The organism is Paenibacillus sp. 276b, assembly GCF_900107875.1.
GTDB lineage: Bacteria > Bacillota > Bacilli > Paenibacillales > Paenibacillaceae > Paenibacillus > Paenibacillus marchantiae.
Genome location: NZ_FNRR01000002.1, coordinates 788,602 through 815,226, shown reverse-complemented (window position 1 = coordinate 815,226; position 26,625 = coordinate 788,602). Strand labels below are relative to the sequence as shown.

Here is a 26,625-nt window from a genome sequence, read left to right as displayed (position 1 = left end):
TCAATACAAAAGGCAAGTGCGCAGTTAACTTAGTAGTCTTCCTGCACTTGCCTTTACATTAACGGGTCTGGACGTTCTGGCTCCGCTCCATATACCACAGCTGAAACGACTCTACGGCTTCAAGCGGTATATCGTTTAGCGTATGATGCAGAACAGGTTTGGCACGATTCACGGTTTGAATCGAAGCAACTCCAAACCAGCGTTGCAGCAGATTCCGGGTGATCTGTACCTCAATGACTTTCTCTCGCTTGGAGATGTATAGTGTTGAGGTTAATGCACCCGTTCGCAATTGGATAAAGTTCTGATTCAGGACGTATCGTGTATGGAGAAAATCAATTATTCTGCATATGACAATCCACAGTAACAGAATAGCGGAAATCATCCACCATGCCTGATTCTGTCCCAGAATCGGCGGTTTGAAATAAAACAGTAACCCTGTTGCAATGATCCACACCCAGCTTGGTGTCAGCATGCGCAGCCATAATGATTTTCGTGGAAGCTTTTGCATCTCCTGCGTAACCTGATAGGATGGCAAAATCTCCGAGATCATATCGTAAGCTTGCTTCACAGGCAGAAAAGGATAGAGCGAGTTAACTTCCTGTTCGGATTCTCCCACACTACCTGCTGTCGTCAGTTCCACTTCTGCCAATCCTAGCAGTCTTTTCATCGGAGACTGTGTGATTTTCACCGCCTGTACTCGCTCTTTCAGGATCGAAAATGCGGTCTGTTCCAACATACCCTTCGTAATGTAGATACGTTTGCGATCAGAGGAGATTTGGAAATCACCATACTTCACAAAGGTTCTGACAATACCTAGCATAATGGAAACAGCAATAAGTCCTGTGATGATCAATGCGGTAATCCACCATGTATCCAGCCACGTTAATAGGATGCTCTCCGTCACTTTTTCATCGGGAAAGAAATCTTTCACCGACGAATAGAGCGATCCCAGAATCGGAATAAGTACCAGAAAGCTAAGTGACGTAAACGAAGCTTTGAATATATCTTTTCGAGTGGACTTGTAATGGACAATCCGTTCAAGCTCTTCTTTTACAGGTAGTTGAATATCTTCTTCCAGTGTTACGTGTTCAAGTGGTGTCACGTGTTCTTCATTTGGTTCTACAGCATCACTGACGACATTCGCTTCCGATATATGCCCTGCTACAACCTTTTCAAGCCTATCCGATTCCGTAAGTGAAACGACTTGCAACTGAAAAGTAGAATCTTCTCCCTTGATGCCCGTCTCAAAACGAATGGATGTGACTCGGAACAAACGATGAAACAGCGACGTATGCCGGTTCACGTTCTGAATTTTGGTATAGGGTATCGTTCTTCTTGTGCGATTGAACACCCCACTGTAGATCTGAAAAGCCTTATCATCTGCGGTATAACGTAGTGTAAACCAACTCCAGATGATGCTTATCACACTAACCGCGATAGCCACATAGAAGACGATTCTGCCATACATAATCCACGTGGACGCCGAGCCATGACGGAGAATAAATAAAAAAACGATAAATGCAAAAGAATTTTTCACCAGTTTCCACAAACTCCAGAGCATGGCTAACGGGTGTTGTCTTTTCATCTCGTTCATTCATCCACCTCATTAATCCTTGCATAGGACGCAATCTGATTACGCAGTTCAAGCGCCACTTCCTCTGGCAGCGCCGGGATCGTATGAGATGAACCCATCGTGCCAACCGATACAGAATATAGGCCATATTTTCTCAAAAGAGGACCCTGGTTCGTCGTGACGGATTGTACTTTGGCCATGGGAACGATCTGATGTACCTTTTTCAAAGCGCCGTGTTTCAATTGCAAGAACTCCTCATTCGCATCGTAATACCAATGCTTGTATAACAATGAAGGCCGGATAAAAACCTCCCACACCGCATACAGCACTGATATGGCAGTCACTCCCCACAGCAACCAACCAATCCACGCCCTCCATCCAAAGACGGAATCCAGAATCAGCAGTGCTGCAAGCACAATCAACCCTATTCCGTTCGATATAATCGCACTGATTCTCCATATGGTTATGGCATCCGGCGATAAACGTTGCTCGGGTGTACTCTGTATGTACTGCATATCTTCACTCCTTTTTCTTACTGTACGAAGAATAGTCCTCTATCGATGCAGAAAGATTGACTTAGTAAAAGAGATGACCCCTGTTCAGTACAGGTCGTCATCTCTTAGTCATTTATTGCAGCAAAATCCTTCACATTACATAACCACACCATATGGTCCGTGCCTTCACCCCAGTAGTTCTTTGCCACGGCATAGGGTTCTCCAAACTTCCGCTGCCATTTCTTCTGGGCTATCCGGTATCCACTATCCAGGCAAAATTGCGTAATCTCACGTCTCTGAAGTTCAGTAGCCAAGGCATGAATGAGAGCAGAGCCAATTCCCTGACCCTGAACCTCTGGCAGAACGTAGAGACTACCCAATTCTCCTACATGGTTCAGTTGGTGGTCGGTGCATTCTTGAATCTCCTCGCCGCAAGGTCCATACGAAATAGTGCCTACGACGGTATCTTCCCTTTTGGCCAGCAAGAAGAAAACATTCAATTCCTGTTTGTTGTCAGGATGCAAAGCTGCGTAAAGCATCGCTTTTTTGTGTTCAATTTCATCGCGTATGTCTTCGTGCAGGGAACCCAGCCCTTCCTGTGTAAATGCATTCGTTATGGATGTCTCGAATACCCTGCAGGCACCCTCCATATCCGATGCTGTTAAAGGTTGAATGGTAATCAGGTGACTCATATGACCTTCTCTCCGTTTCAATAGATATATAAATTAAACCAAAGAATATTTACACTTGCCACTCCGATGACAGAACAACCTTCCGATCGCTGTTATCCCCAGATTTTTTTGATTCCTATTTTCAAAGGGTAAAATCCGGGGAGAAAGGCGAAGCTGATGCTTCCGATGCAGCTTTCTTTCAGAAAGCTTTTAGCTTCGCTTCTTTAGGTTTTTTCTGTCCTCTCCGTTATCGTGTAATTTTTTGTTGAATTTATATAGTAAACTGACTTACCGAAGGTAACCTGTAATCTTCTGTGTAAGTCCGTATGACTCTGGATCAGTTTCCTCACTCGGTTTGCATCCTCTATGGGTACGCTGTATCCTACGTGAGTATCCTCATGGTTAACCAGAAGGGCTGACTGCTTGGGATCTTTGCCTATGGAAAAATCATACTTCGTTAAGGACCCATCTGCATCTGTTAAGATCATCTTGTACTCCGCGCTATAATCAAGACTTCCCGATATACGCTCCGCTTTGTTTATAGCCTCGATTACGATTCCAATCTCAACAGGATCTTCAATTTTGACATCCTCGCACGCTTCAGTTATGAAGTTTGGGTTGCATGTTAATGTAATGAGCGAAGGTAGAGCTTCTTTCGGATTAGAATTAGTTCCAATTGGATGGTTGCACCCTGCAAGGAGCACCGCGAAGAGAACTAAGAGAATCCCTGCTTTTTTCATTAGCATATATACCTCCCGGCTAAACTAAACACATAGTACTCACTCTCTAAGCAATCATCTGTATCTAGCTCTAGATGCTTATGCTGACATGCTGCAGCTCGGTGTCCCATCCTTGGAGCAGGACTTTTAAACGCTGTGCAGTATCGGCCACGAAAGCACTTATCTTTACGTCCGTAATGAATTTGGGAACTATACCCGGTGTTCAACCCTGCACTCGCTCTGTTTGTATCCTCACAAATAACTGCTCCAAATCCGTATGAAGATCCGGCTGTTCGTTAACGAGCAGGTTTATGTATTCGGACCCGCACTCATAGAAAACAAGACGATTAAACGGAGCTGTATCCCCCATATGATTGATTTCCAGTCCAAATTTCTCCCGTATTCGATTCTCCAGATAGCGCGCGTAACCTTCGTTCCATTCCAGCCAGTTGAAGTACTCCCCTTGTTCTTCACTCAAAGAGCTGAAGAGAGCTAATCTCGCCTCTTTCACTTGTATGAGATCCTTACTCTTCAAGGCTGACAGCAACGAAGTGATCCGCTGGACAACCATCTCATTGTCATAAGGAAACTCATAATCCAGTTCCCATGTTACACGTTTGATTTGCTCCATCTTATGTTTGATCTCAAGTCGGTCACCCATGTCGGTGTAATGCTCATTTACGTAACAATGGACAAATTCATGAAAGAGATAGACTTTCTGCTCAAAATTTTGGAACGCCGCATCCGTCACCACTGCGCACATCCGCTCATCCATGTGATGCACTCGAAACGCCGCAAGGCATCCTTCGGGAATATTCAGGTCATCCGGGACGGTTTTCACCCATTCATATTGCTGTGTCTTGGACGAATAATCATAGATATATAATAAAGTTTCAAATGCCACAACCACGGGATAATAGTCTGCGAATAAAGGATGTATACTGACCAAATCTTTTTGAAGCTCCTGCAATTCGTTGATTTGCTCTAAAAAAGTATCCATGTCATTTACCCTCTCTTTAGTTGAATAATGAATTAATCATATCAATAGAACAACAATAAAACACTGAGAGAAAAATGATAATTCTATTGTTGAGTGAGATTTCTACAGCTTAGAACCGTTCTCCTCGTTTCTCATATAGATAAATGTCCAACGCCTGAATCCCGAGTTTAGCAAGTTTGATAAATAAAATGAGGGCATATACACCCAAACCGAATAACACCAAGTTAAATAAAACTGCGAATGTTGAAATGAATGAAAAGCTCATCACAATTCCTCCTTTTTTATCAACGTACTGAATTCATAATTCATATGATCATCATGATTGATAAATAGTTCAATTTATTAATTCACCAAACTATTTTAGCATATTTTACCTCCATTTACTTTCTCCAATCAAATTCCTCATTCTTGATAGAGTGAATTCTAATCATTAAATTCAAAAAGTCTTCCCCCGAACATCCGGCAGGAAGACTCTACTTAAGACTTATTTTATTGGATACGTTCACCGCTTACCACATGCCAGTGTTGATGCTTCGAATCCTGGTAAGTGCCCAGGTTGGTTACGATTTTGGAAGAACCCGTCTGGACAACCATGTCCGCAGCAACCTTTTTGATAACCCGCATGATCTCCAGTAATAGTTCATCATTATTAGCTTCTTCCTGTGAAATGAACGATTGGATATGGATCTTTGGAATAACAACAATATGATGCTTGTAGTATGGTCGGGTATGATGATAAGCCAGCACCTTGTCTGTTTCCATGACGATATTTACTTTGGTATTACCACTAAGCACTTCATCACAATAAAAATCCTGTGTCATATACGATCCCCTTTCACTACTTAGTTAATATATCCCGCTTTTTTCAGCACATATTCCGTGAACGGGTTAATCTCTGGGATGGGTATACTCAGATCAAAATAACGTAGTTCCAGTCCTTCATCATCCATGACCGTTGGTTCGCCCTGAATTTCAGTAGCCTCATAGACAGCCATGACATTATATACTTCATCTCCATGCGGATACTTGTAATACATGTCCTGACCAGAGAAAACGGTAATGAGTTTATAGGCACCCGCTCTCAGTCCAGCTTCCTCATATAATTCACGGGCAGCAGCTTCCTCCAAAGATTCTCCCGGTTCCAATGATCCGCCAAGGGTTCCCCAATCCAGACTATCTGTACGTCTTTGCAATAACAGATGGCCCTGCTCATTGAAGACCAACACACATGAACCAGCCATGATTAGAGGGCGCGAACCCACCAGCTTTCTCAACTCCATGATATATCCCATAAAGATTTTCCCCCGTCTGTAATCAGATAAGTTCAACAACGTGTCTCTAAGACTTGGATTTAGTCAAGATTCCCTTGTCTACGGAATTTTGGATAATCTGCTGTGCGTACGTCCACAATGTTTTGGAACCGTTCTCAATCTCACGATTTCTATTTAACACCTGTTCACTTGTTATATTGTATTTCTGCCACGTATCTCCCTCATTCTGATGATTGTGGATCAACGGCTGCAACCGATCCATCGACGAGGCAAACTGCGCTTCGTTGGTCTCCTTTGCCTCAAACTCCAGCCATAGGTTCAACAGTTCTTCGGCTTGTTCCTCAGGTAAAATCCCAAATAGTCGATGCGCAGCCTTGATCTCTCGGTCATATTTATCCGCATGCCCTACCGTATCGTAGGCAAATGTATCTCCGGCATCGATCTCAACGAGGTCATGAACAAGAAGCATCTTAATGACTTTGAGAATATCCACCTCCTTGTTGGAGTGACTCTGCAAAATCAAGGCCATCATCGCCAGATGCCATGAATGCTCCGCATCATTTTCAAGTCTGTCGCCATGGATGATTCTCGTTTTTCGTTCAATCGTTTTCAGTTTATCAATCTCAATTAGAAATTGAATCTGACTCTGTAATGATTCGTTCATTTAAGTCTCCTTTCAGCATTTTTTTCCAAACCCTATCAAGAGAGATTGTACCAGTAAACTCTGTAATCAAAGTTCAGAGACATACCCACACCCTCTGCCAAACGTATTGAACCTGCATTATCTGGGGAACAGTCCCAATACGGATGAATACCTTTAATCCTGCATTCTTCTACAAATGCTCGCGCTACCCGTGCACCGTAATTCCTTCTCTTGTAGGCTTCGATAGTTTCAATATCAATTGCATGCCACTGATCTGATATAAACGCCGAAAAGCAAACACTCGCGATATCCTCGCCTTGTACTGCAATGTATCCAAAGCCATGTTCCAAGAACTCATCCATGTTATCCCAAAAGCGTGAGACTTTGTCCTTCAGAAAAGATAGATTGTTGAACTTCCCAGCTTTCAGTAATGCCTCGTCTAATTCAAGAAGCCTGACCACCTCATTCTGAGAAGCATACCCTTCATGACTACCCGGATGACGTAGATGTTCAGTCATTCCTTGGTCTGAATCCAATGTGAATACATGCTGAATATCGCTATAGAGCTCTTTATTCGCGGCCATATGATGAAGCACATCTTCCCAGCTTTCATCCGCCACACCTACCTCGACTGTGTGGATATTTAATCTTAATAACTCAGGTTCTATGTGTTCTTTCATGAAATCTTCCAATTCATTCAGGAAGGGTTCACTTCGAGCGTCTCCGACCAACTGAAAACCGTTTTGTCCCTTCACCCAAATTAACGCTGCTGTGATATTTGCTGCATCATCAACGTAGATTCGGCCAGGATTCAACCCAGATACCACGGCCTTCACCTCAATATTTCTGTATAAGTCCGTGAAGTGCCTCAACTTACAGAATTCATGCTTATTAAGCTCGCTAATCATGAGTTCATTCCCTCCCGAACGACACTCAGGAAATACTCACGATGATCCGGATGGCAGGCAATCAGATATGGCTCTGAATTCATGCCTTCAAAGGGAATCCCTTCAAAATCCATAACAATGGCACCTGCTTCTTTCGCCATTAATATGCCTGAATACAAATCGTCACCTTCCGAATTGTAGAGCACAATGCCGTCAATATCCCCCTTAGCTAACATGCACCACTGTAAGGTTGGAGCCCATAATCGCATCATTCGTTTGAAGCAAACATCCAGATGTTGACGTAGCCGTACAGCCTTCTCCTCATTTTGCACCTGATGTCCCTGAATCCATCCAATGGTCCCTTTATGAATATGCTCTTTCTTTTGGACTTTCATGGGGTTCTGATTACAACTTGCCCCATTCCCACGTGATGCCACAATCAAACGATCCACCAGAGGTTCGTAAATAACTCCGAGGACGGGTTCTAAACGATACATTAATGTAATGGAAACGGAAAATATCGGTAGGCCAATGGCAAAGTTGTTTGTTCCGTCTAACGGATCAATCATCCACAGCCAGTCACTCTTCTGTCCGTTATGCCCCCGCTCTTCACTATGGATCTCATGATCGGGAAAACGAATGCTAATTTCATCACATATTATCCGCTCTGCTTCATGATCTACTTCAGTAACAACATCACCAAAGATGCCCTTCTCCACTGCACAGGTGATCTGATCAAAATGCTCTTTAGCAACCTCTCCTGCTTTTCGAATGACTCTCTCCGCAAGGTCTTGAGCTAAACGAATGGTTTGTTCGATGACAATCACTCCGTTCGGTTACTGGATCCGTATTTCCCTTTTTCTTTTGTTATTAAAGCTTTCCTTTATATGCATATTTCATAGATCCGAGTCTCTTCATCATCTAGCAAATATCCTTTACCGATATACGCCCAGTTATTTTTTTCATAATAGTCCGTCAAATCCGTACATAAATACAGCTTATCGTAGCCCTTCGTCTTCACCTCATTAATCGCATGATTCTGTAGTTGCCCACCAAGGTTCTTGCCTCGGTATTCTGGATCAACATGAAGGCACGCAAACCACGGGAACAGATCCTGGCGGCTATTCAAATCACTCCTTAACAGAGCATATCCTCCAACAATCCTGTCCCCATCCAACAGTACATAAAATCGGGGTACATCACTCTCGGTTTCCACGGAACGCTCAATGCAATCCCGTCTGCAGCATGTCCGGCTTTTGCCGAATATCAACTATCTCAAACATCACAGTCAACCTTCCTTATTATGTTCTTGTATATTTTTGTGGTAATAGCTGCCCAATCGTTGTTTTAGAATAACCCTCTTCTCCCTGCAAGATGACCTGTGTGTCCTTCCCATAATCACTAATCAGTTCTCTGCAAATACCGCAAGGAGATACCACATCTAACTGGATTTCCGCTCCGTTCGGTGCATCATTAGGATCAACTTCGGGATGTCTTACGGCCACGATCGTTTCGAATTCATGTTCCCCTTCCGAAATGGCTTTACCTATAGCAATCGCTTCCGCGCATACTGAGACACGACCGATATAGGCTTCCAGATGTACCGCCGTAAATATTTTTCCAGATCGAGTTCGTACTGCTGCCCCAACGTGATGCTTGCCCTCCTGATACAAACGCAAAATTACGTTCTTTGCTGCTTCAATCAGTTCCAGATCCTCTGTCGTTATAATCATCATGATGTCTCCTTTTTATTTCATCCAACATGTACTTCGCATAATCCAGAAGTAAATCATCACTTAGATTCACGCTTTCCAGCTCTCCGTTATATTTTGCTATACATTGTGAGATGACTTCTTTGTACTTCGGTAAAATATGAATGAGTGCCCACTCGCCTGCTTCTCGCTTGGAGTATATAACCGACTCTTTCACATACAATAGAACCCGTGATAGGTTCAAAACATAGTAGACAGGATTCTCCGTTATTTCTTCCATAGCTGAACCAACGTCAGATGTAATAGAGGCCAACATATATTCACGTTTTACGGGCTGGAATAACTCCTTAATCGGTTTGCCGACAAGCACAATTCCACGGTCAACAATAACGGCCAGATGTGCTACCAGATCCGGATCTTCGTATCCACCGCAAAGATATTGATCATCAGTTCTATACTTTTCCCGGTGATACCCCGAGTAATGAAACTCAAATGGAGTCGGAAACGTCAGTTTAGCAACCGTAGACTCCAAAACAATACTAAGTTCAAACCCTGTGACAATATGCATTTCATCTTCGGTCTGCATCAATCTCTTCGCAATCCTTCGATAGGTATCAGCAGACAGCTGCTCCCGGCATACCACCAGTATATCAATATCGCTTTGATTAGGAAGGAAGCACCCCATAGCCATGGACCCGTGCAAATAAATTCCTACCAAAGAGTCCGAACATTCTTCTTGTAACAAATGAGAAACTGTATGTAATACCGCCTGTTCATCCACCTAAACCCTCTCCTTCATTTACGTTGTTACGTATTCAACTCCACTTTCATTTCTTCCACAAAAACAGCCGTGCCTCGTATTCTGACATCCATGTCCTGTCCATTTCTGACCACACTGACATGAACTTTCCCATCTCTGCCAATCTCATGCCCTTGCTCCACAACAAAATGAGTCTGATCCATTCCAGAATTCATTTATACTCCAAATAATAGGCACCCATCACACCGGAAGCTGTTCCCGTAACCGGATCCTCCGTAGTTCCCGAAAACGGCGAGGAAAAATGTCTGGCATGCATTAGCGCATCTGAATCGCGGGTTTCCAAAGCAAATGGATGCAGAGAAGCTTTCGGATTTTCATCTAATATCTCAGGAAATAGAGAAGAATCCGGTTTCATTTGTTGGAAAGAAGTCAGTTTGCGAATCGGTATCAACAAAGTCCAGGTGCCTGTACTTCCATAAACTATAGGTGTGGATAGATCAATATCATCCGTGGTTAGATTAATGGATTTTGCCAGCTTCTCTATGTCACCTTGGAATGGCATGAAACGGGGTTGATCCTGCTTCATCTCAATGTTGATCGTATCGCCATCCTGCTGGAACTGAATCGGCAATATGCCTACATTAGTCTCAATAGTGATCGACTGTTTATCCTCCAGTAGCCCTCTAGTCTTTAACCCATACATGGATGCCATTGTTGCATGGCCACACAGATTAATCTCATGACCCGGTGTGAAATATCGTAATCTAACGTCTGCAACTACTGAACTCATCACGAAGACCGTTTCATTAAAGCCGACTTTATGCGCAATCTGCTGCATCGCTTCTTCACTGAGCGAATCGGCATGAAAGACGACTCCAGCCGGATTTCCTTTACCAGGAACCGTCGAAAAAGCATCATAATGATATACAGTGATTTCACTCATTGTAAACCCACCTTATTTTCAGTTTATACAACGTACATCGCCATAGGACTCTACCACTTCACCATCGATAACGATCCCGCCACCATCTTTGCAAGCATAGATTGTTGTAGAGTTGTCTCGCGCGTAATCTCTTAATGAATCCAAAGCTTCTTCCGTTCCATCCCAGTGCGGTGAAAATTCAAAATCAACGAGCGCCAGAGCCTGCTTGTCCATTAATCCAACATGGTTCTCGTCTGCATCTTTACCATATCCGGCCATTTCAATCGTTGGTGTAGTTAGAATACTGCCTGCGCTAACACCAATCAGAATGCCACCTTTAAGCACATAGGAACGCAACAATCCCATTGCATTTCTCTTCTGCAATAAACTTAGAAAATAAAATGTATTCCCTCCAGATAAATGAATCGCGTCGGTTTCAAAAATCGTATTGAATCTGTTTTCCTCATATTCTAGGTCTAGATCATAATAATCAATTGATTTGATTCCCAGTTGATTATAGTAACGTCTCGTATGCTCGAAATAGTTCCGTCCCGGGTCGGAACACGAAGGCACATAACCGATGGAAGGCTGGTCAGAGTTGAACAAACTCAATATCCTCTGATTTAGTTCGTGGTTAGATTCGAAATATAAGTCACTTAACAAAACCAGCTTGGTCATTTGAATTTCTCCCTTTCTTAATCTCCAGATTACTTAATACATCTGCCCATTAATATACCTTCTATGACTTGAAGATGCGTCCTGAGCCCACAATTCCAACTCGATTCTACTAACCAAAAATTGATCTTGAACCTTGATGAAAGGAAACATTTTCCCTTCAAAGAAACCCGATGCCGAGAAACTTCCTTGTTCAGCCTTAATAATGTCCATCACCTGTTCTTTAGTCATACTCAGATACTCCGCCGTTTCTTGGATCGTCATTAATGTTTTATTATTGTTCGGCACATCCTGTTCCACTACCTGAGCCGATTCACTAGCTCTCCACTGATTTGATAGCAACAGGCAGCCAACTATGAACGATATTCCCAGAATAACACTGGCTAGTAAAATAGAGTTCGGAATGGATTTCATTGTTTGGGAGTCTCCCACTCTGTATTAAGCAATCCTCTACCAATATTCCATTGGGCAAGCAATGCCCGCTGTCTATTTTCCAAATCAAGATATGGCGCTGCAACACAGGATAGTGTGTCGAACAGATGGATAAAATGAGGGCCCTCCTTAAAACGTCTAAGCCCGCCATACCCTTCATCATCCGCTGCCCATACAATCTTCTTAATTCCCGACATTAATATAGTGCCTGAACACATGGGACAAGGTTCACAGGTGGAGTAGAGGGTCAGGTCATTCTTCGTGTATCGCTTCTTACTTACATCCAGCAAATGTTGCCCTGCCTGACGGATAGCATCGACTTCAGCGTGTGCGGTGGGATCACATTCAGAGAAGACTCGGTTTCTTCCTTTACTCACTACATCCCCATCCATATCCACAATTATCGCTCCAATCGGATAGGTTCCTTCTATTAGCGCCTGATCTGCCTCTTCCAGAGCCAAAACTAAATATTCATAATCCGATAATCTCACGGAAAATCCCCCTTAGTGTAGTATTGACCGCTTACAAAATAAAGTCCTGGTTCTTCAAACTATTCCGAGAAAAGGGTTCATGTCCAATGTCCCCTCTTCTCTATTACAGATCTCTAATCGTGTAATGACCCGCTTCGCCTAGAAAGTCACTTCGGGTTAACCCCTGCTCTCCAAGAAAAGCTCTATAATTTGTTATCGTACCATCATGTGAAATGATAAAAGTTCTTCCGCTCTGCTCTCTGCACCATTGAATTAGCTGTCCAGCATAAGCCTCAAATAGATGTTCTTCCGTTCGATTAATCCCATCCAACCAGCAATCAAGTTCAAAATCAAGAATTCGCAGCCCCGTATACTGAGCATTTAATTCGTCTTTCGAATAGATCTGATCACAGCGCAGAACGGGGAACTCCGGGTTTTGAGGGAACATTCTCGGGCCAACGAGTGGACAGACTGTCAGTTTATCGCTTGATGTTAAGAGGAATGCCGTTTCTATCGTTCGTTTCGTAGGACTCACCAAAACGATGTCTTCCGGTAAGAATTTAATCTGCTTTCGTAATTCAGTTGCCTGCCTCTTTCCTTGTTCAGTAAGTCCCGGATGCAACTGGTTTAGCTGATGAGGATAATGAAGCAAATGTTCAGCGTGACCATGACGAATAAATGTGAGATCCATAAGCTCCTCCTATTTCGTTGCCTCAAGAAATAACATAAAAATAAACCTCCGTTATGTATTGTATTGCCGTGCTAAGAAATCTTGTACTTGTACTTTAGTATCTCAAAGTGAAACTTTCAGGATCTTCACCAGTTCCTCCTGACAAGCAGCCCGGTTATATTCCGAATTGTCCAGCCAGTGTTTGTCCATCTTCAGTAACTGATAAATCTCGGTCTCCAACTCTTTTCTTGCCTGAAGAACCTTCACCGTGCCCTCAACACCGTGATATCCTTTCGCGAGTCCCCATCCTTGATTTGTGTAGTATTGTATGAATCCATCTGACCATTCCTTGGGTCTTTCCTGGATTGCCTTGTCAAAGGTGTGCGCAAGATCCTGCTGATGTACATAAATTAATAGCGGATTTAATAGTTGAACGATGCGCTCCAATTCCAAAACATATTGCACGTTTTCTTCTCTGGATTGATTGTATTTCACCATACCTATGGTCAGTGGATTTTGAATGAAACAACATTCGAATATGGTGATGGAATCATCATCCGCACTTATCACGCTTTCGGTAAAACTCCGCCATTTTTCGGTGATCAGCTTCACATTTTGTTCAAAAGGTAGTTCGTAAATATCTTTGCTAAATATCTCCTGCACCACATGATCGGGGAAATCCACTCCGAATTCCTCTTTCATTTTGCGATAAGGAATCAGAAAACCCTCTTGATAGGCTGTTGCTCTGCTCTCCAATATATGTTTACACGTCTCCTGAGCATCCACCAAAGATCTGAACTCTTCCGCAGAATAAAAGGCCACACCATCATAATCAGCAGGGTGATCCAGATTCCCTTCCTGGATGAGTTGCACCTTTTTGCCATGCTCAGTCAGAATCTCGGAAACCATCTTGGCAATCGTCGACTTTCCTGAACCCGGTAATCCCTCAATAAGTATCAATTGTTTTGTCATGATTTCATCACCCTTAACTTCTTTTCATTCAGTCGTTGTTAATCGATGTCTGCAAAGATCCACTTCGCAGCATCGCCATCCGCTTTCTTTTTCCTAAACACCATGCTAGAGCTGGCCTCCTCCTCGTTCTCTCTTAATTCAGTAACCATCACAAGTGCTTCATAAAGCTTCTTTTGCTCTCGAATGTTGATATCACTCATAGAGATGATCTTGCGAACTTTAAAACCTGAAAATCCTGAGACTGGCATGCCCGAGACTGGCGATTGTGGATCAAAAAGGCTCATATAGCCCTTCTCATCCTCTTCCCACATATAACGCATGCGATCGTTCATCAGTTTGACGATTTCCAGTTCATCACCTGTGTACTTCGTTTCATCAAGGTAAACAGGAGGGATGCCTTTGTCTTTTTTGGGTGCTTCTGCTTCATCGTCCTTCTGCTCGATTGCTTCATCAGTAACGCTTTCCGTCACAGGAATCGTTGGTTTCTGTACAGCTTCATGGGTTGTTTTATCCTGACAGGCGATTAAGAACAGAAATAATAACGACAACACGGTTAACTTTTTCATATCCAAGCCTCCAACATATGCACAACTTCGCCAAGATCTTTGCACTCATAATCCGGTGTAATCTGTTGCGGTTTGAGTTTTCCTTTTCGATTCAACCAGATAGCCTTAATTCCCGCATTTTGCGCTCCTTGTACATCACTTACCAGAGAATCGCCTATATGGATCACCTCATCTCGCTGCAAACCATACCTGTTGATCGCTTCATCAAACATCTCTGACCTTGGTTTATAAGAACGAACATCCTCACTGGTAATCACTCCGGCCACTTCAATGTTATGTGCCTTCATTGCAGCTTTCACGTCATCAGTATCGATATTGGACAGGATATATACTGGAATTTTAAGAGAATGAAGGAAGGGAATTGAATCAGCAAATATGCCAGGGTTACGCCAATGTGCCAACTGTTCCTGATTAAGCGACTCAGCTTCCAGATCCGATTTGAAATGGAGAAGCGTTTCTGCCAGAGATTGCACATTCAGCATTCTTTGCGTGGTAAACTGGCTGCCGTGGCTTGCATAAAACAATGTTGAAAAAGCCTTCCACCAGTAAGCACCGATCTCATCCGTTGTACATTCCACCTGCGCTGTCGCTTGAACTTGTTTATAAATTACGGGTAGAATATCATCATCTTCATGAACAACTGTCCCATAGAAATCAAGGAAAATAGCTTTCATTCTATTCCTCCTACTGGAATAATCTCAATCCCCGAAAAACTTCCTATGTATGTTAAATTTTCTCTGTAGGTACATCATAACCCATAATGTGGAATTTGCGAATGAACCAAATAACGTAATCCTCCCCCTCCTTACGGATTTTGCTCAACACAAAAACCACGATGCTCTGCATGTTTTCATCATACAAAGAAGCGTGGTATATCGATAAAGCCTTTACAACTTCCAACATCATAGAACAGAAACCAACTATCTTTTAAAGAACATGTTCATTACACCAATGGCTTTAATGTTGATCTCATTACCCTCAGCATCCATAAAAGTCTCATTATACGTAGTAAAGATTCCCACATGCTGTATATGTCCGCTTCTGAAATTAAGACTTCTTTCCTGGCCGTTCGTGATCTGTGTATACGTCGTTTCATTGATGTCGTAGGAGACATGTATACCATACTCGCTTTCCAGCCATGTATAGAAATCTGTTCTGGATGGATTGGTAATAATCATAATGACAACTAAAATGACAAGACTCATAACTAGTATTTTACGGATCAAGTTCGGTTCATAACCAAATCTATTCTTCATCTTTTTCATTCCGTATCTTTGTTATCATTTCAAGCTTTTTAGCCAATACCCAGCCACTTAATCCATATGATGATGTAATGACAAAGTACAGATATTCCCCCTCGAGCAACTTGGTTTCCAGTTCTTCATCAGTTTCATACATGATAGGCCAGCCCTGACCTTTCCCTTTCTCCAACAAATCGCGATTGTAACTAATAAAATAATCCAAACCAACGTCGTCAATATCGAAGATAATGCTGCCTTGCAACGGAGTATCAAATGAATGTGCCAATACATCCGAGAAAAGGATATCCGTATCACCATGCAATTCAGGATGATGCGAACGTGTACGCATCCTAATCTTCTCATTCTCCAAATCGACTTCGTAACTTAATATGATGTTATCATGCACACTTGCCATTTTATGACCCCTTTCAAAGTTCCATTTTAACTCATTGGTTGCTCTGCTTATAATCTGTTAAGCAACTGCCCATCAAACCATACATCCTCATAATCTTCTGCAATCACAAACCGCCATCCCGGCGCAAGTCCGAGGTACTTCTTAATTTTTGGGTCCCAGTCATCGATGTGTGTTACATGTAAAGGTACAAAAAAATCATCTGTATCCGAGTATTTTTCTGCCCAAATATACCAACCGGTTGTATCTCCCTCGGGCTGAATACGCATTCCGTGGATCGGTTCCAACTTCTCTTTGACGTTCCAGGCGATTCCAATCTTATGGTGCAGTTCGCTGGTTACATAGTCTGCGCTATATTTCTGGCACATCTGAATCTGTTCCTGGATGGAAGCAGCATTTGTCATCATTGATCATCTCATTTCTCACATGTTGTATATGACTAAGGTAGTTCATAATATTTTTTATAGGTAGAGACCCACTCCTCTTTGGAAAAATCAACAAAGTCATATAACTCACACTGTCTAAGATAATTCAACTGCTCTCCCGCTGAGTCCTCGAGATTCTGCTCCAGATAAGTCACTGTCTTCTCATAACCGGCACCACACAGAAGCTGCACATCAATATAACTGCCCGTATCCTGATTCTTGCGTTTTGCCTGCCAGATCAGCCCAGTGTCCTCTACATTTCCTATGCAGAATAACATAATACATAAGGTTTTGAGATACTCATGATCCACTGCTTCTTGATTCTCAATCTCTTGCTGCAACAACTCTCTGATTTGCTCCCTATGTCTGGTATCTGGATCTAAACCGTACAACTCCAAGATCTCTTCTTCGTTCATTTTAGTACCCCTTGCCTACAAATGAGAGCTTATCCACATGATCTTTGAGATTATTTATGTTGCAGATTAACTGATCCAAGACTCCTTTGGTAATCTTCGTCTCATACATATCCACCCAAACCTTGAGCTTTTTATTGATCCCTAAGATGAAAGCCTCTTCTTGTCTCATCACATCGAAAAGCTTATCTTGGTCCTTATGCTTGCTGCCATATTTCAGACAATGGATTTCTCCACCTTTATAATAATAAGGAAAAATAGATCCACCTGGAGATTTCATGAAATGATCACTCCTTATATTTTGAGATTACTTTAGGCGTTGATCTCCGTAATCTCCAGATACATCTCCTGATTTTGCCGAATTATTTCATTCATGTGTAAAATAGCTTCCTGAGCCGCGGCTCGATATTTAACGTATAGTTCTTCCGTTCTTTGCAGCAGGATCGGGTCTTTCTCCAAATCCGTGGGCAGAACCTCACGCCACGTGTCTCCATCTTTATTTTCATCTGTAATCAAACGCTCAATGTCGTCCAGGAGAGTTACCATTTCATCTTGGTTAAAATAGCGCATCCCGTTTTTAATTCCATTCCAGCTCTTCATGTCGATAATGTTGTACGCCGAAAACCAATAAAACTCCGCCAAGCTCTTGGTATGGTTATGATAGGAATAGAACAAAAATATCGCTTGTTGTCCTTCATGTAATTGCCGATATACCTCTACCTTTGCTGCAACATCTTTACCACGAACGGAGATCAACATCGGTTGGACACATAGCCAGCTAAGCTGCTCAGAACCCAAATCTTCTGGTTTGACATTAACTTTCAATAACATGCTCCTCTCTACTTGCGATGATTGTACATTCGAACTACACTAGTCATTTGTTAAGGATTCTTTGGTGTTTCTACTGCGGGATCACTCTCTCCACCCATTATACGTCTGGACGTTTCTTTCCTGCCTGTCGCTGGAACATGGTTAGACACTTTAGCCAACCCGAATTTGGGCATATTCGCATAGATGGTCTCATATGAACCGGATTGAGCTTTGTACGTTTCATGATAAATCCCCACGCTTCCATCCGATCCAACGGAACTGTTAAATCGTTTCCAAGCCTCCAAGTGCAGGCCACCGCGTGCGTATTTCTCCAATTCATCATAAGATCTCCAATATTGCAGCAGAGTCACTCCACGCCAGCTCATAAAAAATTCCGTTCCCAGAAACCCGGTATCTGGGTTCACGTACAGTTCTTTGATCATCGGGCCCATGGATTTAAAAACAGGCAACCACTTATGTATGGCCCACAGGCGATTAACTCTCATTCCAATAATAAAAACAACAAACTCGCCATCGATCTCAGCCGAATATCTTCCCTTGTGTATGTTCGCCACATTAGTCCTCCTTTTCATCAAATAAGCCGTCTTGTTTGCCGTAATTCATGCCCTAAACCATTCTATATTGCAAAATCAGTTGAAGACCTTTGATGCCCATTTTCCGCTCGCCCATATCCAGAAAACCTGCTTTTAGATACAGCTTTTGTGCTGCAATATTCCCCTCATTCACAGCTAAAATAATTTCATCGACCTTCGGATCAAGCTGCCTAACCAGTGTAGGCAGTTCCCTCATGGCAGTGAGTGCATACCCGTTCCCTTGATGTTCTAACGTAATGGATAACGCACGTACCAGTATTGTACGGGAAGTATCTCGTTCCTCTACGTATTCAGAATTTTTATGTAATATGAAGAAACCAACTGGAGTCTCATCATTTAAAATCACTACCGGATATTTGTTCGGATTTTGCGATGCCTCCTCCATCACTTCCGCAGGCAATGCAGTAAAATGAACCTGTTCATCACTTAGTACAAAATTAGCCAAGTCTTGAGCGTACTTCTCATTATATGGGGCGAGGCTAATCCGTTTTTCCATTTAGAATACCTCCCACTTTGTAAACAAATGTCTAAGTCTTTGGGCCGTTGTTTGTATAAATTCTTCTATAGCTTCCATAGATAAAATGTTCAAATCACCTAAGGGCTCATTTTCAAAGTTATTCAAAAAGTCTACTTTTTCTTTTCTATACTGATACACCTCTTGCTCCAGCAATCCACCTAAGTCAAATGCTTGACCTGCTTCCAGCTTATTCAATAAATCCTGGCCATCAGACCCTCTTCTCAAAATCATAAATTCCAGCTTCGTAACATCCTGCGTATAAATACTTCGTCCACTCGGATGAACTTCATATGCAGGATAAATCTCGAAAGTCCAAACCCGATCCGTATATACATGAGAAATGTAACCGCACAAATATTGCATGAACTTAGGCTCACTCTGCGCACGTTTCTTGTTGGAATTGAAAAATGCCCTGAGCTCTTCGTCTGTTGCGAATCGTGCTGTCTCTGGCATGAGATGAGTTTTTGCCTTTTCGGCTCTTTCATTCGTTCTCACATGAATGGAGTCAGGAGCAAGACTTCCCATTATAAATTCAGGGGTTGGATTAGATAATAATTCAGATGCGATTGCAAAATGAACCATGGGCCAAGGCATAATAAATGCTCCTCTCTCTATTAAAATCAGGGATTTTAATTTACTCACAAACTATATTTTCCCTATTCCCTCTCAAAATCTTCTTTATATCCTCTAGGGCTTAACGCAGAATTGTGAGTTCCCCTTGTATCAAATCTACCAACATAGGCTTCTGTACCTTGTTGATTGTGGAAATATCAATTTCATCTAGACTTTTAAAAACAAGCTCTAGTGATTCATTCTGTTCATCTTTAAATAAAAGGGTTGTTTGATCATCATCAAGTTTCCCACCCAACTCCGCGGTGACGTTGAACAAGAACATTACAAATACAACCTCGTTGCCATCCGGATATGTATATTTCATTTTCTCACCTGTGTAGATGGATGCCAGTTCATATGAACTCACGTCAAGCCCCGTTTCTTCTTTTACTTCTCTAATCATAGTTTCTTCAATACTCTCACCGGGCTCCATACCACCACCAGGTAATCCCCAATCGCCATAATCTGATCTTTTTTGCAGCAGTATTCTACCCATATGATCACGGATAATAGCTCCGCCCGTAACCACAATGCGGCTTGTCATTCATCATTCTCCTCTCTAATGGCTCGCTTCCCCTTTTAGTCAGCAGCTATGTTCCATAAGAAAATTTCACTTTAAAAGATCAAATACCAAAATGCAAAATGCATTTCCCATTTAGCCCTGCATCTTTTGCCATATTGGCAAGCTTGTTTAATTCGTTTATTAATTCAACTCTGTTATATATGAGTTTCTCATAATAGCCTCTCTGTTCATTTCCATCAAAACAATAATCCCCTGTAAGATTGAACTGATCAGGAGCAAGGTTGAATACATCAATCCATGCGCTAATTAGTTGATGAAACTTCGACAAAGCATCTTTTTCTTCAATAACCGTTATCCCATAATTGTTCAGTCCACTACATCTTTTACAGGTAGATGGGTTCCATGTATTCAGCCAGTTAAGAGAATCCTGAATGTATGAAATGAACTCATCTTCCAAGTAAGCATGTTCCTCTGCCATTAGTCTACTTTTATGTATAACTCCATGAGCATCCCATGAGTAGGAGGTGTAGATAGATTCATTGATTTCCGACTTATTTTCAATAACAAAATTATGAATAGGCATGCTATCCGAACCCCCGTTTTCTTTGGTAGTCCCCTTTTCATTTCATCATAACCCATTTATTGGTAAATACGAAGTGGTTTTAAGTTCAGAATTGTGCACTTTCAACTCCTTTTGAAAATAGACAAAATACAAAAAGATCCTTTTTTGACTCCAAAAGAAGGAAGGCAAACAGAATCTAATTGAATATATAGTTAGATAATTGAAATAGTAACACTATTCTGTTACTTTACATCTAAAAGATCCTTTTTTTGACCAGAATCTCAGTTCCTTTTTCTTTGTACTTCGCAATAAATTCATTGGTCACATGATCATGATGAAGTATGCCCATATAGTCTGTGCCCGGCTTCTTCGGTCTGTAATCGGAATCAACCGTATAGATATTGAAGTGCACCTCATCTTCGTCTTCTGACACGTCCGTATGATTGAAAAGTACAATCACTTCATCTTTAGTTAGAAACTGAAAATCCCCTCGACTCTCAATAATATAAAAAGGAAATTTCATATCCTCTACGTGAATTAAATTTTGGTATTCTTTCAGCTCTTCGGGAATTTGTTCCATGTAATGTAGCGCTACCTCTTCTGCTTGAAATATTCCTGAAATCCACCTGAACCTGCCTTTTGAAGCTACTATAACAATCAAATAATCATCCTTCCTAGCTACAATTACATATATCTAGTCCGTTCTTGCACGTACAAAGGTTTGAGACAGAATCCAATGGCTGCCAGCGATGTTTTCAATTTCAATGCTATACTCAGACTCTACATATTCAATGTGATGTTGTTCATAGTATTTTTTCCAGAATGAAACAGCTGATCGGTTATTAGCCAATTGCTCCACTTTGAATCTGCCCTGAAATTGTGCAAACACCAGATCAACCGCTTGAACCGCCAATCCTTGTCCACGATACTTTTTGACCAGAAACAGTTCTTGAACTGTAAAGTCGATATCCTCATCTACATAAGGAGGAGAGCAAACCAGCAAAAATCCGATTACCTTTCCATCATAATGGATAAAAAACGGATGTAATTCCGCCCGTTCCAGATAGAGATAGGTATTCGTTGGATCGAATTTCCCCTCTTCTAGCAAATCCTCACCCGAGAATTCGGAAAGATCATATAAATACAAGTTGTAGAGGTTAAGAAATAATTCCTTCTTTTCTGCCAAAATACTCGTGATTTGTACATTCATCATCATTGCATATCTCCCTTATCATGTGATCTACGCTCAACCTTATCGATATACACTGCGCGCTTGCTGTGTCCTGCTCTCAATATATCGTTTCAACCACAGCAGATATAGGCAAAGTGTGATTTAAATCGTGAAGTATCCTGTCTTGGAGAAGATGCTTATGTATAAAAAAATAGACCCTTTACAGAGTCCTTTTAAGCATATTTGTCGTTTGCTTTTTCTTCCCTAGGTATGCAATAGCAAGTGCAACGGGATTAACAAAAGGTAAAAAAGTCAGCCAACCTATGAACGTAAGTATGGGTGCCAGGATCGATATCACACCGAAAAACAGCATAAGTGGAGATCCTTTCTTCAACCCCTGAACGAAAAGTACTAACACTACTGCAATCCACATGATCAAAGCGATGCTAAGCATATTTAAAACCATCACCTCCGACTGAGACTCAATGGATTAGATAATTAACTACTGGATAAGAAATCACGTTCCGGTCTCTATAGGTCGAAATCACTGCTTCAGGATGCGTACTGAGAATTCCATTTTGCAACATGACAGGTCTAAATCCTCGCTCCATCGCGCCATTATAAGTAAACAGAACACATTCCTCGGCGGCAAATCCCGATATGATCAACAGCTCTACACCGTTACTCTTCAGAATCTGCTCCAAGTCTGTCTGCCAGAATGCATTGGAGCTCTCCTTCGTAACCTTAAGATCCTTCTCATTCACATCAACCTCAGAAATAATCCGATACGCCTCAGAATTTGAATCCTCCATCCCTTCCACGTCTTGGACATGAACTACCACATGGTCGCTCGAACGAAGCACGTCTGCAACATGATTGATATATTCACAAGCGCGGTCTATTGCTTTTTGATCTAATTTATCCCGTACAATACTTTCTTGCATATCCAAGATCATAAAAGCTATTTTCATATCATTTCTCCTTAATACACTGTAGTGTTATTCTTACTTTCATCTGATTTATTCGTTATTCCTCCGGATAAGCCCTTGATGCCTCTATTAGACTATCTTCCTCATCAAAATATATTAATACTCGTTCAATATCCTCCACGGAATAACTCCTTACGACAATAAGTTGCTGCATATGCAGCCCGGGTGGATCAATTCCTTCTCTTGAAAGATTATTAAGGAGCCGCTCTGGGGTGTACAGAATACTCCAGCGCCTAGAATCGTCTGAAAAGTTCATTGTGATCTCGACCCAATTCCACTCTTTCGAGTTATCACTTTCTACTTTATCATCAAATTTCCAACTTATTAATCTGGGTCTGTCTTTATCATTCATAATCATCCGTCCCTACTTACTTGATATTTGAGTCGCTGATACTGATCTAAACACTTCTTAGCATTAAAATCAAAGTCAGTCCTTGAACAACTCATTCAGCATCCGGTCGCGATTTTCCAGGAAACTGCGGGTGATCTGATAATGTTCTGTATCCTCATATTCCACTTCCTGAATCCCATCGTCGAAGCTCAGAATGCATGCTCCCGGATATCCCAGTAGAATCGGCGAATGCGTCGCGATAATAAATTGGGAAGTGCCTGATAGATCATGCAGAATGCGCAACAAGGAGAGTTGACGGGCTGGCGATAAGGCGGCTTCGGGCTCATCGAGCAGATAAATGCCTTTGGAATTGAATCGGTTCACGAACAGATTGAGAAAAGACTCCCCGTGGGATTGTTCATGCAACGAACGCCCACCATAATACTTGAGCGACTCCGGCCCCAATTTATCTACATGCGATGCAAATTGATAAAAGGACTCCGAGCGCATGAAGAAACCATTCGTGATTTTGGGCAACCAGGATAGCCGCAAATAGTCACCTAATGATGATTCAGCAGCATCAATCTCAAATGCATTATTTTTCCCGCCCCCTGCTGTGTTAAATCCACATTGATGAGCGATACCTTCGAGCAGTGTGGACTTACCCGATCCATTCTCACCAACAAAGAAAGTAATGTTATTGTTGAATTCCAATCGCTCCAGAGACTGTATGGACGGTATGTGAAACGGATATTGATCCGGATTCTCGACTTTAGCAGACAGTAACTCCACACTTCGAAGATACATAGACACACTCCTACTATTTTATAAAGTTCGACTCCTGTGGTTTCAGTCCTGTTTATTGATCCACGGATGGATGATTTCTTTGCGGGTGATGATCTCAATGGTCCTGATAAAAAACCAGGTGAACCCGGCATAAAAACCGATATGCGGATATCGGAATGCCGCCGGTTTGTTGCCTTCGAAATAGAAGTGCCCAATCCAGGAAAGGGCGTAATGGATAAGTGCCAGAACCAGCATGACTTTAAAATTTATAAACAAGAAAATCCAAGCCGCAAACGCCGATAAAAATGCGAAATAATGCAAGATGAGGTTGTTCCGATCCTGATGTTCCTGAAGATAATAACGCAAATCTTTGCGAACACGATTCAACATCCGGTCACACTCATTTCACCCTAAAATGTGATCATGGCTCCTTTTTCATCAAATACGGCGGTTGGATTCCAAGTGACTTCCCAGCAGTTATTCTCCGGGTCCAGGAAATAAGCGATTCTCCCGCCCCAGGCAGCGTCATATGGCTCTCTGATTACATTGCCTCCGGCAGCGCGGATATTCACAATGGTATCGTCAACGTCTTCCGCTTGATCCACATTGATGGCCAGCAGCGTTCCTTTCAACCCATCAGATACACTGAATATCATCCCCGTATCTTTCTCCAGCTCCTGAATGGGATATAACGATAGCAATACACCTGTTGTTTCAAAAACACTGTATTGATCTGAACTGATTGCGGTCTCACTCCACCCAAGCTTCTGATAGAACGAACGCAGCTCAGGCAGATGCATTGCACCAATGGTGACCAGACTCACTCGTTGTGGAACCATAAATTATTCCTCCCATATCTTTTTAACATGAATTCGGAATGTGGATGAGTTCTCCCGTTCCTGCCACACCTTGTACGAAGGACGACCTTGATAGCGGGGATTGAGGCCGTTCGTCACGTGCTTTCGTCCGGGAATCGCTTGATTTCGTTGACCCTCTGATAGTCTGGATCGGATTGCAAAGCGTTCATATGCTAAAAGCGGGTGTGCCCGAGAAGCGCGCAGTCCGTCAGATAATCCATGAGCATCGAAGCCGAATAGACGCAGTTGCTTCCCCGCATCAGTCTTTCATGGCGAAGGTAGCTTTTCATTTACACATCCCCTATATTAAACGACGAACAAACGGATGACAAAATTATGGTTGACGGCGGCAGATCAGCTTCTATATTATGTAGGAAGAACGTTCTGCATAAAAACATAAAATGAATTGGCGTGTTACCACCCCAGAGGGCATGAGCCAAGAAGCGAACATGAGACTATACTCGCTTCTTGGCTCTTTTTGCGTTCCGGAGACCTGGAAGCGTTAACTTTAGAAACGAGGAGGCGGTGAACCGTGAGTAAAGGAATGATGCTGCAGGTGGAGCGGGTCGTCGGCAGCAATATTGTTCTGGCCCGGTCGCACCAGAATACCAAGGAGTACGTACTGATCGGCAAAGGGTTGGGATTTGCGTTCAAGGTGGAAAGCACCATTCAGTCCGATGATCCGCGGATTGAGAAAAGGTTCCGGCTGGAGGACCGGGAGGAGTGGGGGCAGGCGCAGGAGTTGATGAAGGACTTGGACCCCAATGTCATCGACATCTCTGATCAGATTATCCGTCTCATCGCTGATCAGTTTCCTGGCAAGCTGAATGACAAGATCTACCTTGCTCTTCCAAGTCATATTCAGTTCACCTTATATCGTATCCGCAACGGGATGGAGATTCTGAATCCTTTCCTCACGGAGACAAAGCTCAGTTTTCCGAAAGAATTCGAAATCGCCTCGGAAGCGGCGGCCATGATCGGAGAGGCATTTGGCGTAGAGGTACCGGAGGATGAGGCCGGGTTCCTGACATACCATGTGTACTCCTCCGTGAATCACGTCCCTGTCGGACAGTTGGTTAAGGTATCCAATGTGATCAGCAAGCTTCAGTCCATTATTGAAGAGCAGGGTGGCGTTCGCTTTGAGCAGGGCAGCCTTAGCCAGGCAAGACTCCTGATACACCTGCGCTTCTCCATGGAACGCCTGTATCAGCAGCCGATGACGGCCCCCACTTTCGCACAATATGTGAAAAATGAATATCCGTCCGAATACCAGCTGGCCAGAAAGCTAAGTGCTGTAATGGCCGAGGATTTGGGTACAGAGGTACCCGAGGAAGAAACGGCTTTTCTCGCCATGCATTTATACCGGCTTTTTCAAACCCAAGCCAAAACCAACAACAGAGAGGATAACACACAATGATCTGGAAATGGAAAAACAATAAATCTGCCAAAACATCTGAGACAATATCCGTCGTCTCCCCACTCACCGGAACCTGCGTCAGTTTGGAAGAAGTGCCTGACGAAGCGTTCGCGCAAGGACTAATGGGTCCAGGAGTTGCAGTGATTCCCCAGGAGGGCAGGCTGGTCGCACCTATCGACGGCACTGTGGTGCACCTGATTAAATCGCATCATGCCGTAATGATTGAGCATGCTTCTGGGCTACAGCTGCTGCTGCATATCGGTATGAATACTGTCAGTCTGAAAGGACAGGGCTTCTCACCCCAAGTGCAGACCGGGGATCAGGTCGCTGTCGGTCAGACCCTGATCGAATTTGACCTGAATGCTATCGTTTCGGCTGGTTATCCGGTCATCACCCCTGTCATCGTTGCGAATGCGGCAGAACAGCCGTGGGAGTCACACCCGACGTATGGCAACGTAGAAGCGGGCTTGGGAACTATCATGAAAGTCAGCTTGCCCAAATAACATGA

The 26,625-nt window shown here is 42.7% G+C and carries 41 protein-coding genes and 2 pseudogenes; 2 read left to right on the top strand and 41 right to left on the bottom strand.

Annotated elements, in window-relative coordinates; genetic code table 11:
* Positions 1-58: 58 nt before the first annotated feature.
* The 41 genes and pseudogenes from BLV50_RS14720 to BLV50_RS33805 all read right to left on the bottom strand — a co-directional run.
* Positions 59-1,594, bottom strand: a complete 1,536-nt coding sequence (locus tag BLV50_RS14720) for a PH domain-containing protein (protein ID WP_090808503.1) — start codon at positions 1,592-1,594, stop codon at positions 59-61.
* Positions 1,591-2,088 carry a PH domain-containing protein gene (locus BLV50_RS14715; RefSeq protein ID WP_063564113.1) on the bottom strand — a complete coding sequence of 166 codons (498 nt, stop codon included), beginning with the start codon at positions 2,086-2,088 and terminating at the stop codon, positions 1,591-1,593. The genes BLV50_RS14720 and BLV50_RS14715 overlap by 4 nt, the downstream gene beginning before the upstream one ends.
* Positions 2,089-2,192: 104 nt before the next feature.
* The gene (locus tag BLV50_RS14710; RefSeq protein ID WP_090808500.1) at positions 2,193-2,759 is read right to left on the bottom strand and encodes a GNAT family N-acetyltransferase; all 567 of its coding nucleotides are present in this window, start codon (positions 2,757-2,759) and stop codon (positions 2,193-2,195) included.
* A gap of 203 nt (positions 2,760-2,962) precedes the next feature.
* Positions 2,963-3,478 carry a hypothetical protein gene (locus tag BLV50_RS14705; protein WP_143038126.1) on the bottom strand — a complete coding sequence of 172 codons (516 nt, stop codon included), beginning with the start codon at positions 3,476-3,478 and terminating at the stop codon, positions 2,963-2,965.
* A 202-nt stretch (positions 3,479-3,680) separates the two neighbouring features.
* Entirely contained in the window at positions 3,681-4,457 is a 777-nt protein-coding gene (locus BLV50_RS14700) for a hypothetical protein (RefSeq protein ID WP_090808496.1), read from the bottom strand.
* Between the two features lie 109 nt (positions 4,458-4,566).
* Entirely contained in the window at positions 4,567-4,722 is a 156-nt protein-coding gene (locus tag BLV50_RS32785) for a hypothetical protein (RefSeq protein WP_162842428.1), read from the bottom strand.
* 224 nt (positions 4,723-4,946) lie between these two features.
* On the bottom strand, positions 4,947-5,279 hold the full coding sequence (locus BLV50_RS14695; RefSeq protein WP_072734123.1) for an HIT domain-containing protein: 333 nt from the start codon (positions 5,277-5,279) through the stop codon (positions 4,947-4,949).
* A 20-nt stretch (positions 5,280-5,299) separates the two neighbouring features.
* Positions 5,300-5,749: an NUDIX hydrolase gene (locus BLV50_RS14690; RefSeq protein ID WP_076290022.1), complete on the bottom strand. Its 450-nt coding sequence runs from the start codon at positions 5,747-5,749 to the stop codon at positions 5,300-5,302.
* A 46-nt stretch (positions 5,750-5,795) separates the two neighbouring features.
* Positions 5,796-6,392 carry an HD domain-containing protein gene (locus tag BLV50_RS14685; protein ID WP_090808494.1) on the bottom strand — a complete coding sequence of 199 codons (597 nt, stop codon included), beginning with the start codon at positions 6,390-6,392 and terminating at the stop codon, positions 5,796-5,798.
* A gap of 35 nt (positions 6,393-6,427) precedes the next feature.
* Positions 6,428-7,279 carry a GNAT family N-acetyltransferase gene (locus BLV50_RS14680; RefSeq protein ID WP_090808492.1) on the bottom strand — a complete coding sequence of 284 codons (852 nt, stop codon included), beginning with the start codon at positions 7,277-7,279 and terminating at the stop codon, positions 6,428-6,430.
* Positions 7,276-8,076, bottom strand: coding sequence for an inositol monophosphatase family protein (locus BLV50_RS14675; RefSeq protein ID WP_090808831.1), 801 nt, complete (start codon positions 8,074-8,076; stop codon positions 7,276-7,278). Before BLV50_RS14675 ends, BLV50_RS14680 begins: the two co-directional genes overlap by 4 nt.
* A gap of 65 nt (positions 8,077-8,141) precedes the next feature.
* Entirely contained in the window at positions 8,142-8,474 is a 333-nt protein-coding gene (locus tag BLV50_RS14670; RefSeq protein ID WP_256337958.1) for a GNAT family N-acetyltransferase, read from the bottom strand.
* Positions 8,475-8,559: 85 nt separating this feature from the next.
* Positions 8,560-8,991 carry a cytidine deaminase gene (locus BLV50_RS14665; protein ID WP_371129251.1) on the bottom strand — a complete coding sequence of 144 codons (432 nt, stop codon included), beginning with the start codon at positions 8,989-8,991 and terminating at the stop codon, positions 8,560-8,562.
* Positions 8,957-9,751: an aminoglycoside adenylyltransferase domain-containing protein gene (locus tag BLV50_RS14660; protein WP_090808488.1), complete on the bottom strand. Its 795-nt coding sequence runs from the start codon at positions 9,749-9,751 to the stop codon at positions 8,957-8,959. Before BLV50_RS14660 ends, BLV50_RS14665 begins: the two co-directional genes overlap by 35 nt.
* Positions 9,752-9,777: 26 nt before the next feature.
* Positions 9,778-10,673 (bottom strand): annotated as a pseudogene (locus BLV50_RS14655) (PhzF family phenazine biosynthesis protein).
* A gap of 18 nt (positions 10,674-10,691) precedes the next feature.
* The gene (locus tag BLV50_RS14650; RefSeq protein WP_090808486.1) at positions 10,692-11,330 is read right to left on the bottom strand and encodes a Type 1 glutamine amidotransferase-like domain-containing protein; all 639 of its coding nucleotides are present in this window, start codon (positions 11,328-11,330) and stop codon (positions 10,692-10,694) included.
* 33 nt (positions 11,331-11,363) lie between these two features.
* A complete protein-coding gene (locus tag BLV50_RS14645) occupies positions 11,364-11,741 on the bottom strand; it encodes a MerR family transcriptional regulator (protein ID WP_090808484.1) in 378 nt (125 codons plus the stop codon).
* Positions 11,738-12,250 (bottom strand): nucleoside deaminase, encoded by a 513-nt coding sequence (locus BLV50_RS14640; RefSeq protein WP_079696447.1) that lies wholly within the window; start codon positions 12,248-12,250, stop codon positions 11,738-11,740. Before BLV50_RS14640 ends, BLV50_RS14645 begins: the two co-directional genes overlap by 4 nt.
* A 103-nt stretch (positions 12,251-12,353) precedes the next feature.
* Positions 12,354-12,920 carry a histidine phosphatase family protein gene (locus tag BLV50_RS14635; RefSeq protein ID WP_090808482.1) on the bottom strand — a complete coding sequence of 189 codons (567 nt, stop codon included), beginning with the start codon at positions 12,918-12,920 and terminating at the stop codon, positions 12,354-12,356.
* 102 nt (positions 12,921-13,022) lie between these two features.
* Positions 13,023-13,871 (bottom strand): adenylyl-sulfate kinase, encoded by an 849-nt coding sequence (locus tag BLV50_RS14630; protein ID WP_090808480.1) that lies wholly within the window; start codon positions 13,869-13,871, stop codon positions 13,023-13,025.
* 38 nt (positions 13,872-13,909) lie between these two features.
* Positions 13,910-14,437, bottom strand: a complete 528-nt coding sequence (locus BLV50_RS14625) for a hypothetical protein (protein ID WP_072734136.1) — start codon at positions 14,435-14,437, stop codon at positions 13,910-13,912.
* Positions 14,434-15,111: an HAD family hydrolase gene (locus BLV50_RS14620; protein ID WP_090808478.1), complete on the bottom strand. Its 678-nt coding sequence runs from the start codon at positions 15,109-15,111 to the stop codon at positions 14,434-14,436. Before BLV50_RS14620 ends, BLV50_RS14625 begins: the two co-directional genes overlap by 4 nt.
* A 246-nt stretch (positions 15,112-15,357) precedes the next feature.
* Entirely contained in the window at positions 15,358-15,693 is a 336-nt protein-coding gene (locus BLV50_RS14610) for a hypothetical protein (protein WP_090808476.1), read from the bottom strand.
* Complete coding sequence (locus BLV50_RS14605) at positions 15,683-16,093, bottom strand: hypothetical protein (RefSeq protein ID WP_090808474.1); 411 nt, start codon at positions 16,091-16,093, stop codon at positions 15,683-15,685. Before BLV50_RS14605 ends, BLV50_RS14610 begins: the two co-directional genes overlap by 11 nt.
* A 47-nt stretch (positions 16,094-16,140) precedes the next feature.
* Positions 16,141-16,494, bottom strand: coding sequence for an immunity protein Imm33 domain-containing protein (locus tag BLV50_RS14600; protein WP_090808472.1), 354 nt, complete (start codon positions 16,492-16,494; stop codon positions 16,141-16,143).
* 35 nt (positions 16,495-16,529) lie between these two features.
* The gene (locus BLV50_RS14595) at positions 16,530-16,931 is read right to left on the bottom strand and encodes a hypothetical protein (RefSeq protein ID WP_090808470.1); all 402 of its coding nucleotides are present in this window, start codon (positions 16,929-16,931) and stop codon (positions 16,530-16,532) included.
* Position 16,932: 1 nt separating this feature from the next.
* Positions 16,933-17,208 carry a hypothetical protein gene (locus BLV50_RS14590; RefSeq protein ID WP_090808468.1) on the bottom strand — a complete coding sequence of 92 codons (276 nt, stop codon included), beginning with the start codon at positions 17,206-17,208 and terminating at the stop codon, positions 16,933-16,935.
* Between the two features lie 32 nt (positions 17,209-17,240).
* Positions 17,241-17,753 carry a hypothetical protein gene (locus BLV50_RS14585; RefSeq protein WP_090808466.1) on the bottom strand — a complete coding sequence of 171 codons (513 nt, stop codon included), beginning with the start codon at positions 17,751-17,753 and terminating at the stop codon, positions 17,241-17,243.
* Between the two features lie 56 nt (positions 17,754-17,809).
* Positions 17,810-18,313 carry a DUF4188 domain-containing protein gene (locus tag BLV50_RS14580; protein ID WP_090808464.1) on the bottom strand — a complete coding sequence of 168 codons (504 nt, stop codon included), beginning with the start codon at positions 18,311-18,313 and terminating at the stop codon, positions 17,810-17,812.
* 52 nt (positions 18,314-18,365) lie between these two features.
* Positions 18,366-18,848, bottom strand: coding sequence for a GNAT family N-acetyltransferase (locus BLV50_RS14575; RefSeq protein ID WP_090808462.1), 483 nt, complete (start codon positions 18,846-18,848; stop codon positions 18,366-18,368).
* Positions 18,849-19,511, bottom strand: a complete 663-nt coding sequence (locus BLV50_RS14570; protein ID WP_143038125.1) for a zinc dependent phospholipase C family protein — start codon at positions 19,509-19,511, stop codon at positions 18,849-18,851.
* A gap of 52 nt (positions 19,512-19,563) precedes the next feature.
* Positions 19,564-20,025, bottom strand: coding sequence for an NUDIX domain-containing protein (locus tag BLV50_RS14565; RefSeq protein WP_090808457.1), 462 nt, complete (start codon positions 20,023-20,025; stop codon positions 19,564-19,566).
* A 79-nt stretch (positions 20,026-20,104) separates the two neighbouring features.
* On the bottom strand, positions 20,105-20,587 hold the full coding sequence (locus BLV50_RS14560) for a hypothetical protein (protein WP_090808455.1): 483 nt from the start codon (positions 20,585-20,587) through the stop codon (positions 20,105-20,107).
* 232 nt (positions 20,588-20,819) lie between these two features.
* On the bottom strand, positions 20,820-21,146 hold the full coding sequence (locus BLV50_RS14555; RefSeq protein WP_177031192.1) for a hypothetical protein: 327 nt from the start codon (positions 21,144-21,146) through the stop codon (positions 20,820-20,822).
* Positions 21,147-21,260: 114 nt separating this feature from the next.
* Positions 21,261-21,779, bottom strand: a complete 519-nt coding sequence (locus tag BLV50_RS14550; protein ID WP_256337957.1) for a GNAT family N-acetyltransferase — start codon at positions 21,777-21,779, stop codon at positions 21,261-21,263.
* A gap of 440 nt (positions 21,780-22,219) precedes the next feature.
* A complete protein-coding gene (locus tag BLV50_RS14540) occupies positions 22,220-22,708 on the bottom strand; it encodes a cysteine hydrolase family protein (protein WP_090808450.1) in 489 nt (162 codons plus the stop codon).
* Between the two features lie 55 nt (positions 22,709-22,763).
* On the bottom strand, positions 22,764-23,078 hold the full coding sequence (locus BLV50_RS14535; protein WP_090808448.1) for a hypothetical protein: 315 nt from the start codon (positions 23,076-23,078) through the stop codon (positions 22,764-22,766).
* Positions 23,079-23,153: 75 nt separating this feature from the next.
* Positions 23,154-23,864, bottom strand: coding sequence for an AAA family ATPase (locus tag BLV50_RS14530; protein WP_090808446.1), 711 nt, complete (start codon positions 23,862-23,864; stop codon positions 23,154-23,156).
* A gap of 42 nt (positions 23,865-23,906) precedes the next feature.
* On the bottom strand, positions 23,907-24,233 hold the full coding sequence (locus tag BLV50_RS14525) for a DUF962 domain-containing protein (protein WP_063564077.1): 327 nt from the start codon (positions 24,231-24,233) through the stop codon (positions 23,907-23,909).
* A gap of 20 nt (positions 24,234-24,253) precedes the next feature.
* Positions 24,254-24,682: a VOC family protein gene (locus BLV50_RS14520; protein WP_063564076.1), complete on the bottom strand. Its 429-nt coding sequence runs from the start codon at positions 24,680-24,682 to the stop codon at positions 24,254-24,256.
* 116 nt (positions 24,683-24,798) lie between these two features.
* A pseudogene (locus BLV50_RS33805) lies at positions 24,799-24,954 on the bottom strand (IS1380 family transposase); the annotation flags it as partial.
* 278 nt (positions 24,955-25,232) lie between these two features.
* Between BLV50_RS33805 and BLV50_RS14510 the strand changes: the two are divergent.
* Entirely contained in the window at positions 25,233-26,117 is an 885-nt protein-coding gene (locus BLV50_RS14510) for a PRD domain-containing protein (protein ID WP_244552152.1), read from the top strand.
* Positions 26,114-26,620 (top strand): PTS sugar transporter subunit IIA, encoded by a 507-nt coding sequence (locus tag BLV50_RS14505; protein ID WP_090808444.1) that lies wholly within the window; start codon positions 26,114-26,116, stop codon positions 26,618-26,620. The genes BLV50_RS14510 and BLV50_RS14505 overlap by 4 nt, the downstream gene beginning before the upstream one ends.
* Positions 26,621-26,625 lie beyond the last annotated feature (5 nt).

Bases quoted from the DNA above. Each gene is read 5' to 3' on its own strand.
- BLV50_RS14705 (WP_143038126.1), bottom strand. From the start codon at position 3,478: ATGAAAAAAGCAGGGATTCTCTTAGTTCTCTTCGCGGTGCTCCTTGCA.
- BLV50_RS32785 (WP_162842428.1), bottom strand. From the start codon at position 4,722: ATGAGCTTTTCATTCATTTCAACATTCGCAGTTTTATTTAACTTGGTG.
- BLV50_RS14590 (WP_090808468.1), bottom strand. From the start codon at position 17,208: ATGAAATCTCCAGGTGGATCTATTTTTCCTTATTATTATAAAGGTGGA.
- BLV50_RS14620 (WP_090808478.1), bottom strand. From the start codon at position 15,111: ATGAAAGCTATTTTCCTTGATTTCTATGGGACAGTTGTTCATGAAGAT.
- BLV50_RS14575 (WP_090808462.1), bottom strand. From the start codon at position 18,848: ATGGAAAAACGGATTAGCCTCGCCCCATATAATGAGAAGTACGCTCAA.
- BLV50_RS14610 (WP_090808476.1), bottom strand. From the start codon at position 15,693: ATGAAGAATAGATTTGGTTATGAACCGAACTTGATCCGTAAAATACTA.
- BLV50_RS14520 (WP_063564076.1), bottom strand. From the start codon at position 24,682: ATGGTTCCACAACGAGTGAGTCTGGTCACCATTGGTGCAATGCATCTG.
- BLV50_RS14600 (WP_090808472.1), bottom strand. From the start codon at position 16,494: ATGACAAATGCTGCTTCCATCCAGGAACAGATTCAGATGTGCCAGAAA.
- BLV50_RS14595 (WP_090808470.1), bottom strand. From the start codon at position 16,931: ATGAACGAAGAAGAGATCTTGGAGTTGTACGGTTTAGATCCAGATACC.
- BLV50_RS14635 (WP_090808482.1), bottom strand. From the start codon at position 12,920: ATGGATCTCACATTTATTCGTCATGGTCACGCTGAACATTTGCTTCAT.
- BLV50_RS14560 (WP_090808455.1), bottom strand. From the start codon at position 20,587: ATGCCTATTCATAATTTTGTTATTGAAAATAAGTCGGAAATCAATGAA.
- BLV50_RS14625 (WP_072734136.1), bottom strand. From the start codon at position 14,437: ATGAAAAAGTTAACCGTGTTGTCGTTATTATTTCTGTTCTTAATCGCC.
- BLV50_RS14540 (WP_090808450.1), bottom strand. From the start codon at position 22,708: ATGAAAATAGCTTTTATGATCTTGGATATGCAAGAAAGTATTGTACGG.
- BLV50_RS14630 (WP_090808480.1), bottom strand. From the start codon at position 13,871: ATGACAAAACAATTGATACTTATTGAGGGATTACCGGGTTCAGGAAAG.
- BLV50_RS14605 (WP_090808474.1), bottom strand. From the start codon at position 16,093: ATGGCAAGTGTGCATGATAACATCATATTAAGTTACGAAGTCGATTTG.
- BLV50_RS14525 (WP_063564077.1), bottom strand. From the start codon at position 24,233: ATGTTGAATCGTGTTCGCAAAGATTTGCGTTATTATCTTCAGGAACAT.
- BLV50_RS14555 (WP_177031192.1), bottom strand. From the start codon at position 21,146: ATGGAACAAATTCCCGAAGAGCTGAAAGAATACCAAAATTTAATTCAC.
- BLV50_RS14505 (WP_090808444.1), top strand. From the start codon at position 26,114: ATGATCTGGAAATGGAAAAACAATAAATCTGCCAAAACATCTGAGACA.
- BLV50_RS14530 (WP_090808446.1), bottom strand. From the start codon at position 23,864: ATGTATCTTCGAAGTGTGGAGTTACTGTCTGCTAAAGTCGAGAATCCG.
- BLV50_RS14645 (WP_090808484.1), bottom strand. From the start codon at position 11,741: ATGAAATCCATTCCGAACTCTATTTTACTAGCCAGTGTTATTCTGGGA.
- BLV50_RS14710 (WP_090808500.1), bottom strand. From the start codon at position 2,759: ATGAGTCACCTGATTACCATTCAACCTTTAACAGCATCGGATATGGAG.
- BLV50_RS14650 (WP_090808486.1), bottom strand. From the start codon at position 11,330: ATGACCAAGCTGGTTTTGTTAAGTGACTTATATTTCGAATCTAACCAC.
- BLV50_RS14685 (WP_090808494.1), bottom strand. From the start codon at position 6,392: ATGAACGAATCATTACAGAGTCAGATTCAATTTCTAATTGAGATTGAT.
- BLV50_RS14695 (WP_072734123.1), bottom strand. From the start codon at position 5,279: ATGACACAGGATTTTTATTGTGATGAAGTGCTTAGTGGTAATACCAAA.
- BLV50_RS14720 (WP_090808503.1), bottom strand. From the start codon at position 1,594: ATGAACGAGATGAAAAGACAACACCCGTTAGCCATGCTCTGGAGTTTG.
- BLV50_RS14550 (WP_256337957.1), bottom strand. From the start codon at position 21,779: ATGATGAATGTACAAATCACGAGTATTTTGGCAGAAAAGAAGGAATTA.
- BLV50_RS14565 (WP_090808457.1), bottom strand. From the start codon at position 20,025: ATGACAAGCCGCATTGTGGTTACGGGCGGAGCTATTATCCGTGATCAT.
- BLV50_RS14680 (WP_090808492.1), bottom strand. From the start codon at position 7,279: ATGATTAGCGAGCTTAATAAGCATGAATTCTGTAAGTTGAGGCACTTC.
- BLV50_RS14535 (WP_090808448.1), bottom strand. From the start codon at position 23,078: ATGAATGATAAAGACAGACCCAGATTAATAAGTTGGAAATTTGATGAT.
- BLV50_RS14700 (WP_090808496.1), bottom strand. From the start codon at position 4,457: ATGGATACTTTTTTAGAGCAAATCAACGAATTGCAGGAGCTTCAAAAA.
- BLV50_RS14690 (WP_076290022.1), bottom strand. From the start codon at position 5,749: ATGGGATATATCATGGAGTTGAGAAAGCTGGTGGGTTCGCGCCCTCTA.
- BLV50_RS14715 (WP_063564113.1), bottom strand. From the start codon at position 2,088: ATGCAGTACATACAGAGTACACCCGAGCAACGTTTATCGCCGGATGCC.
- BLV50_RS14665 (WP_371129251.1), bottom strand. From the start codon at position 8,991: ATGATTATAACGACAGAGGATCTGGAACTGATTGAAGCAGCAAAGAAC.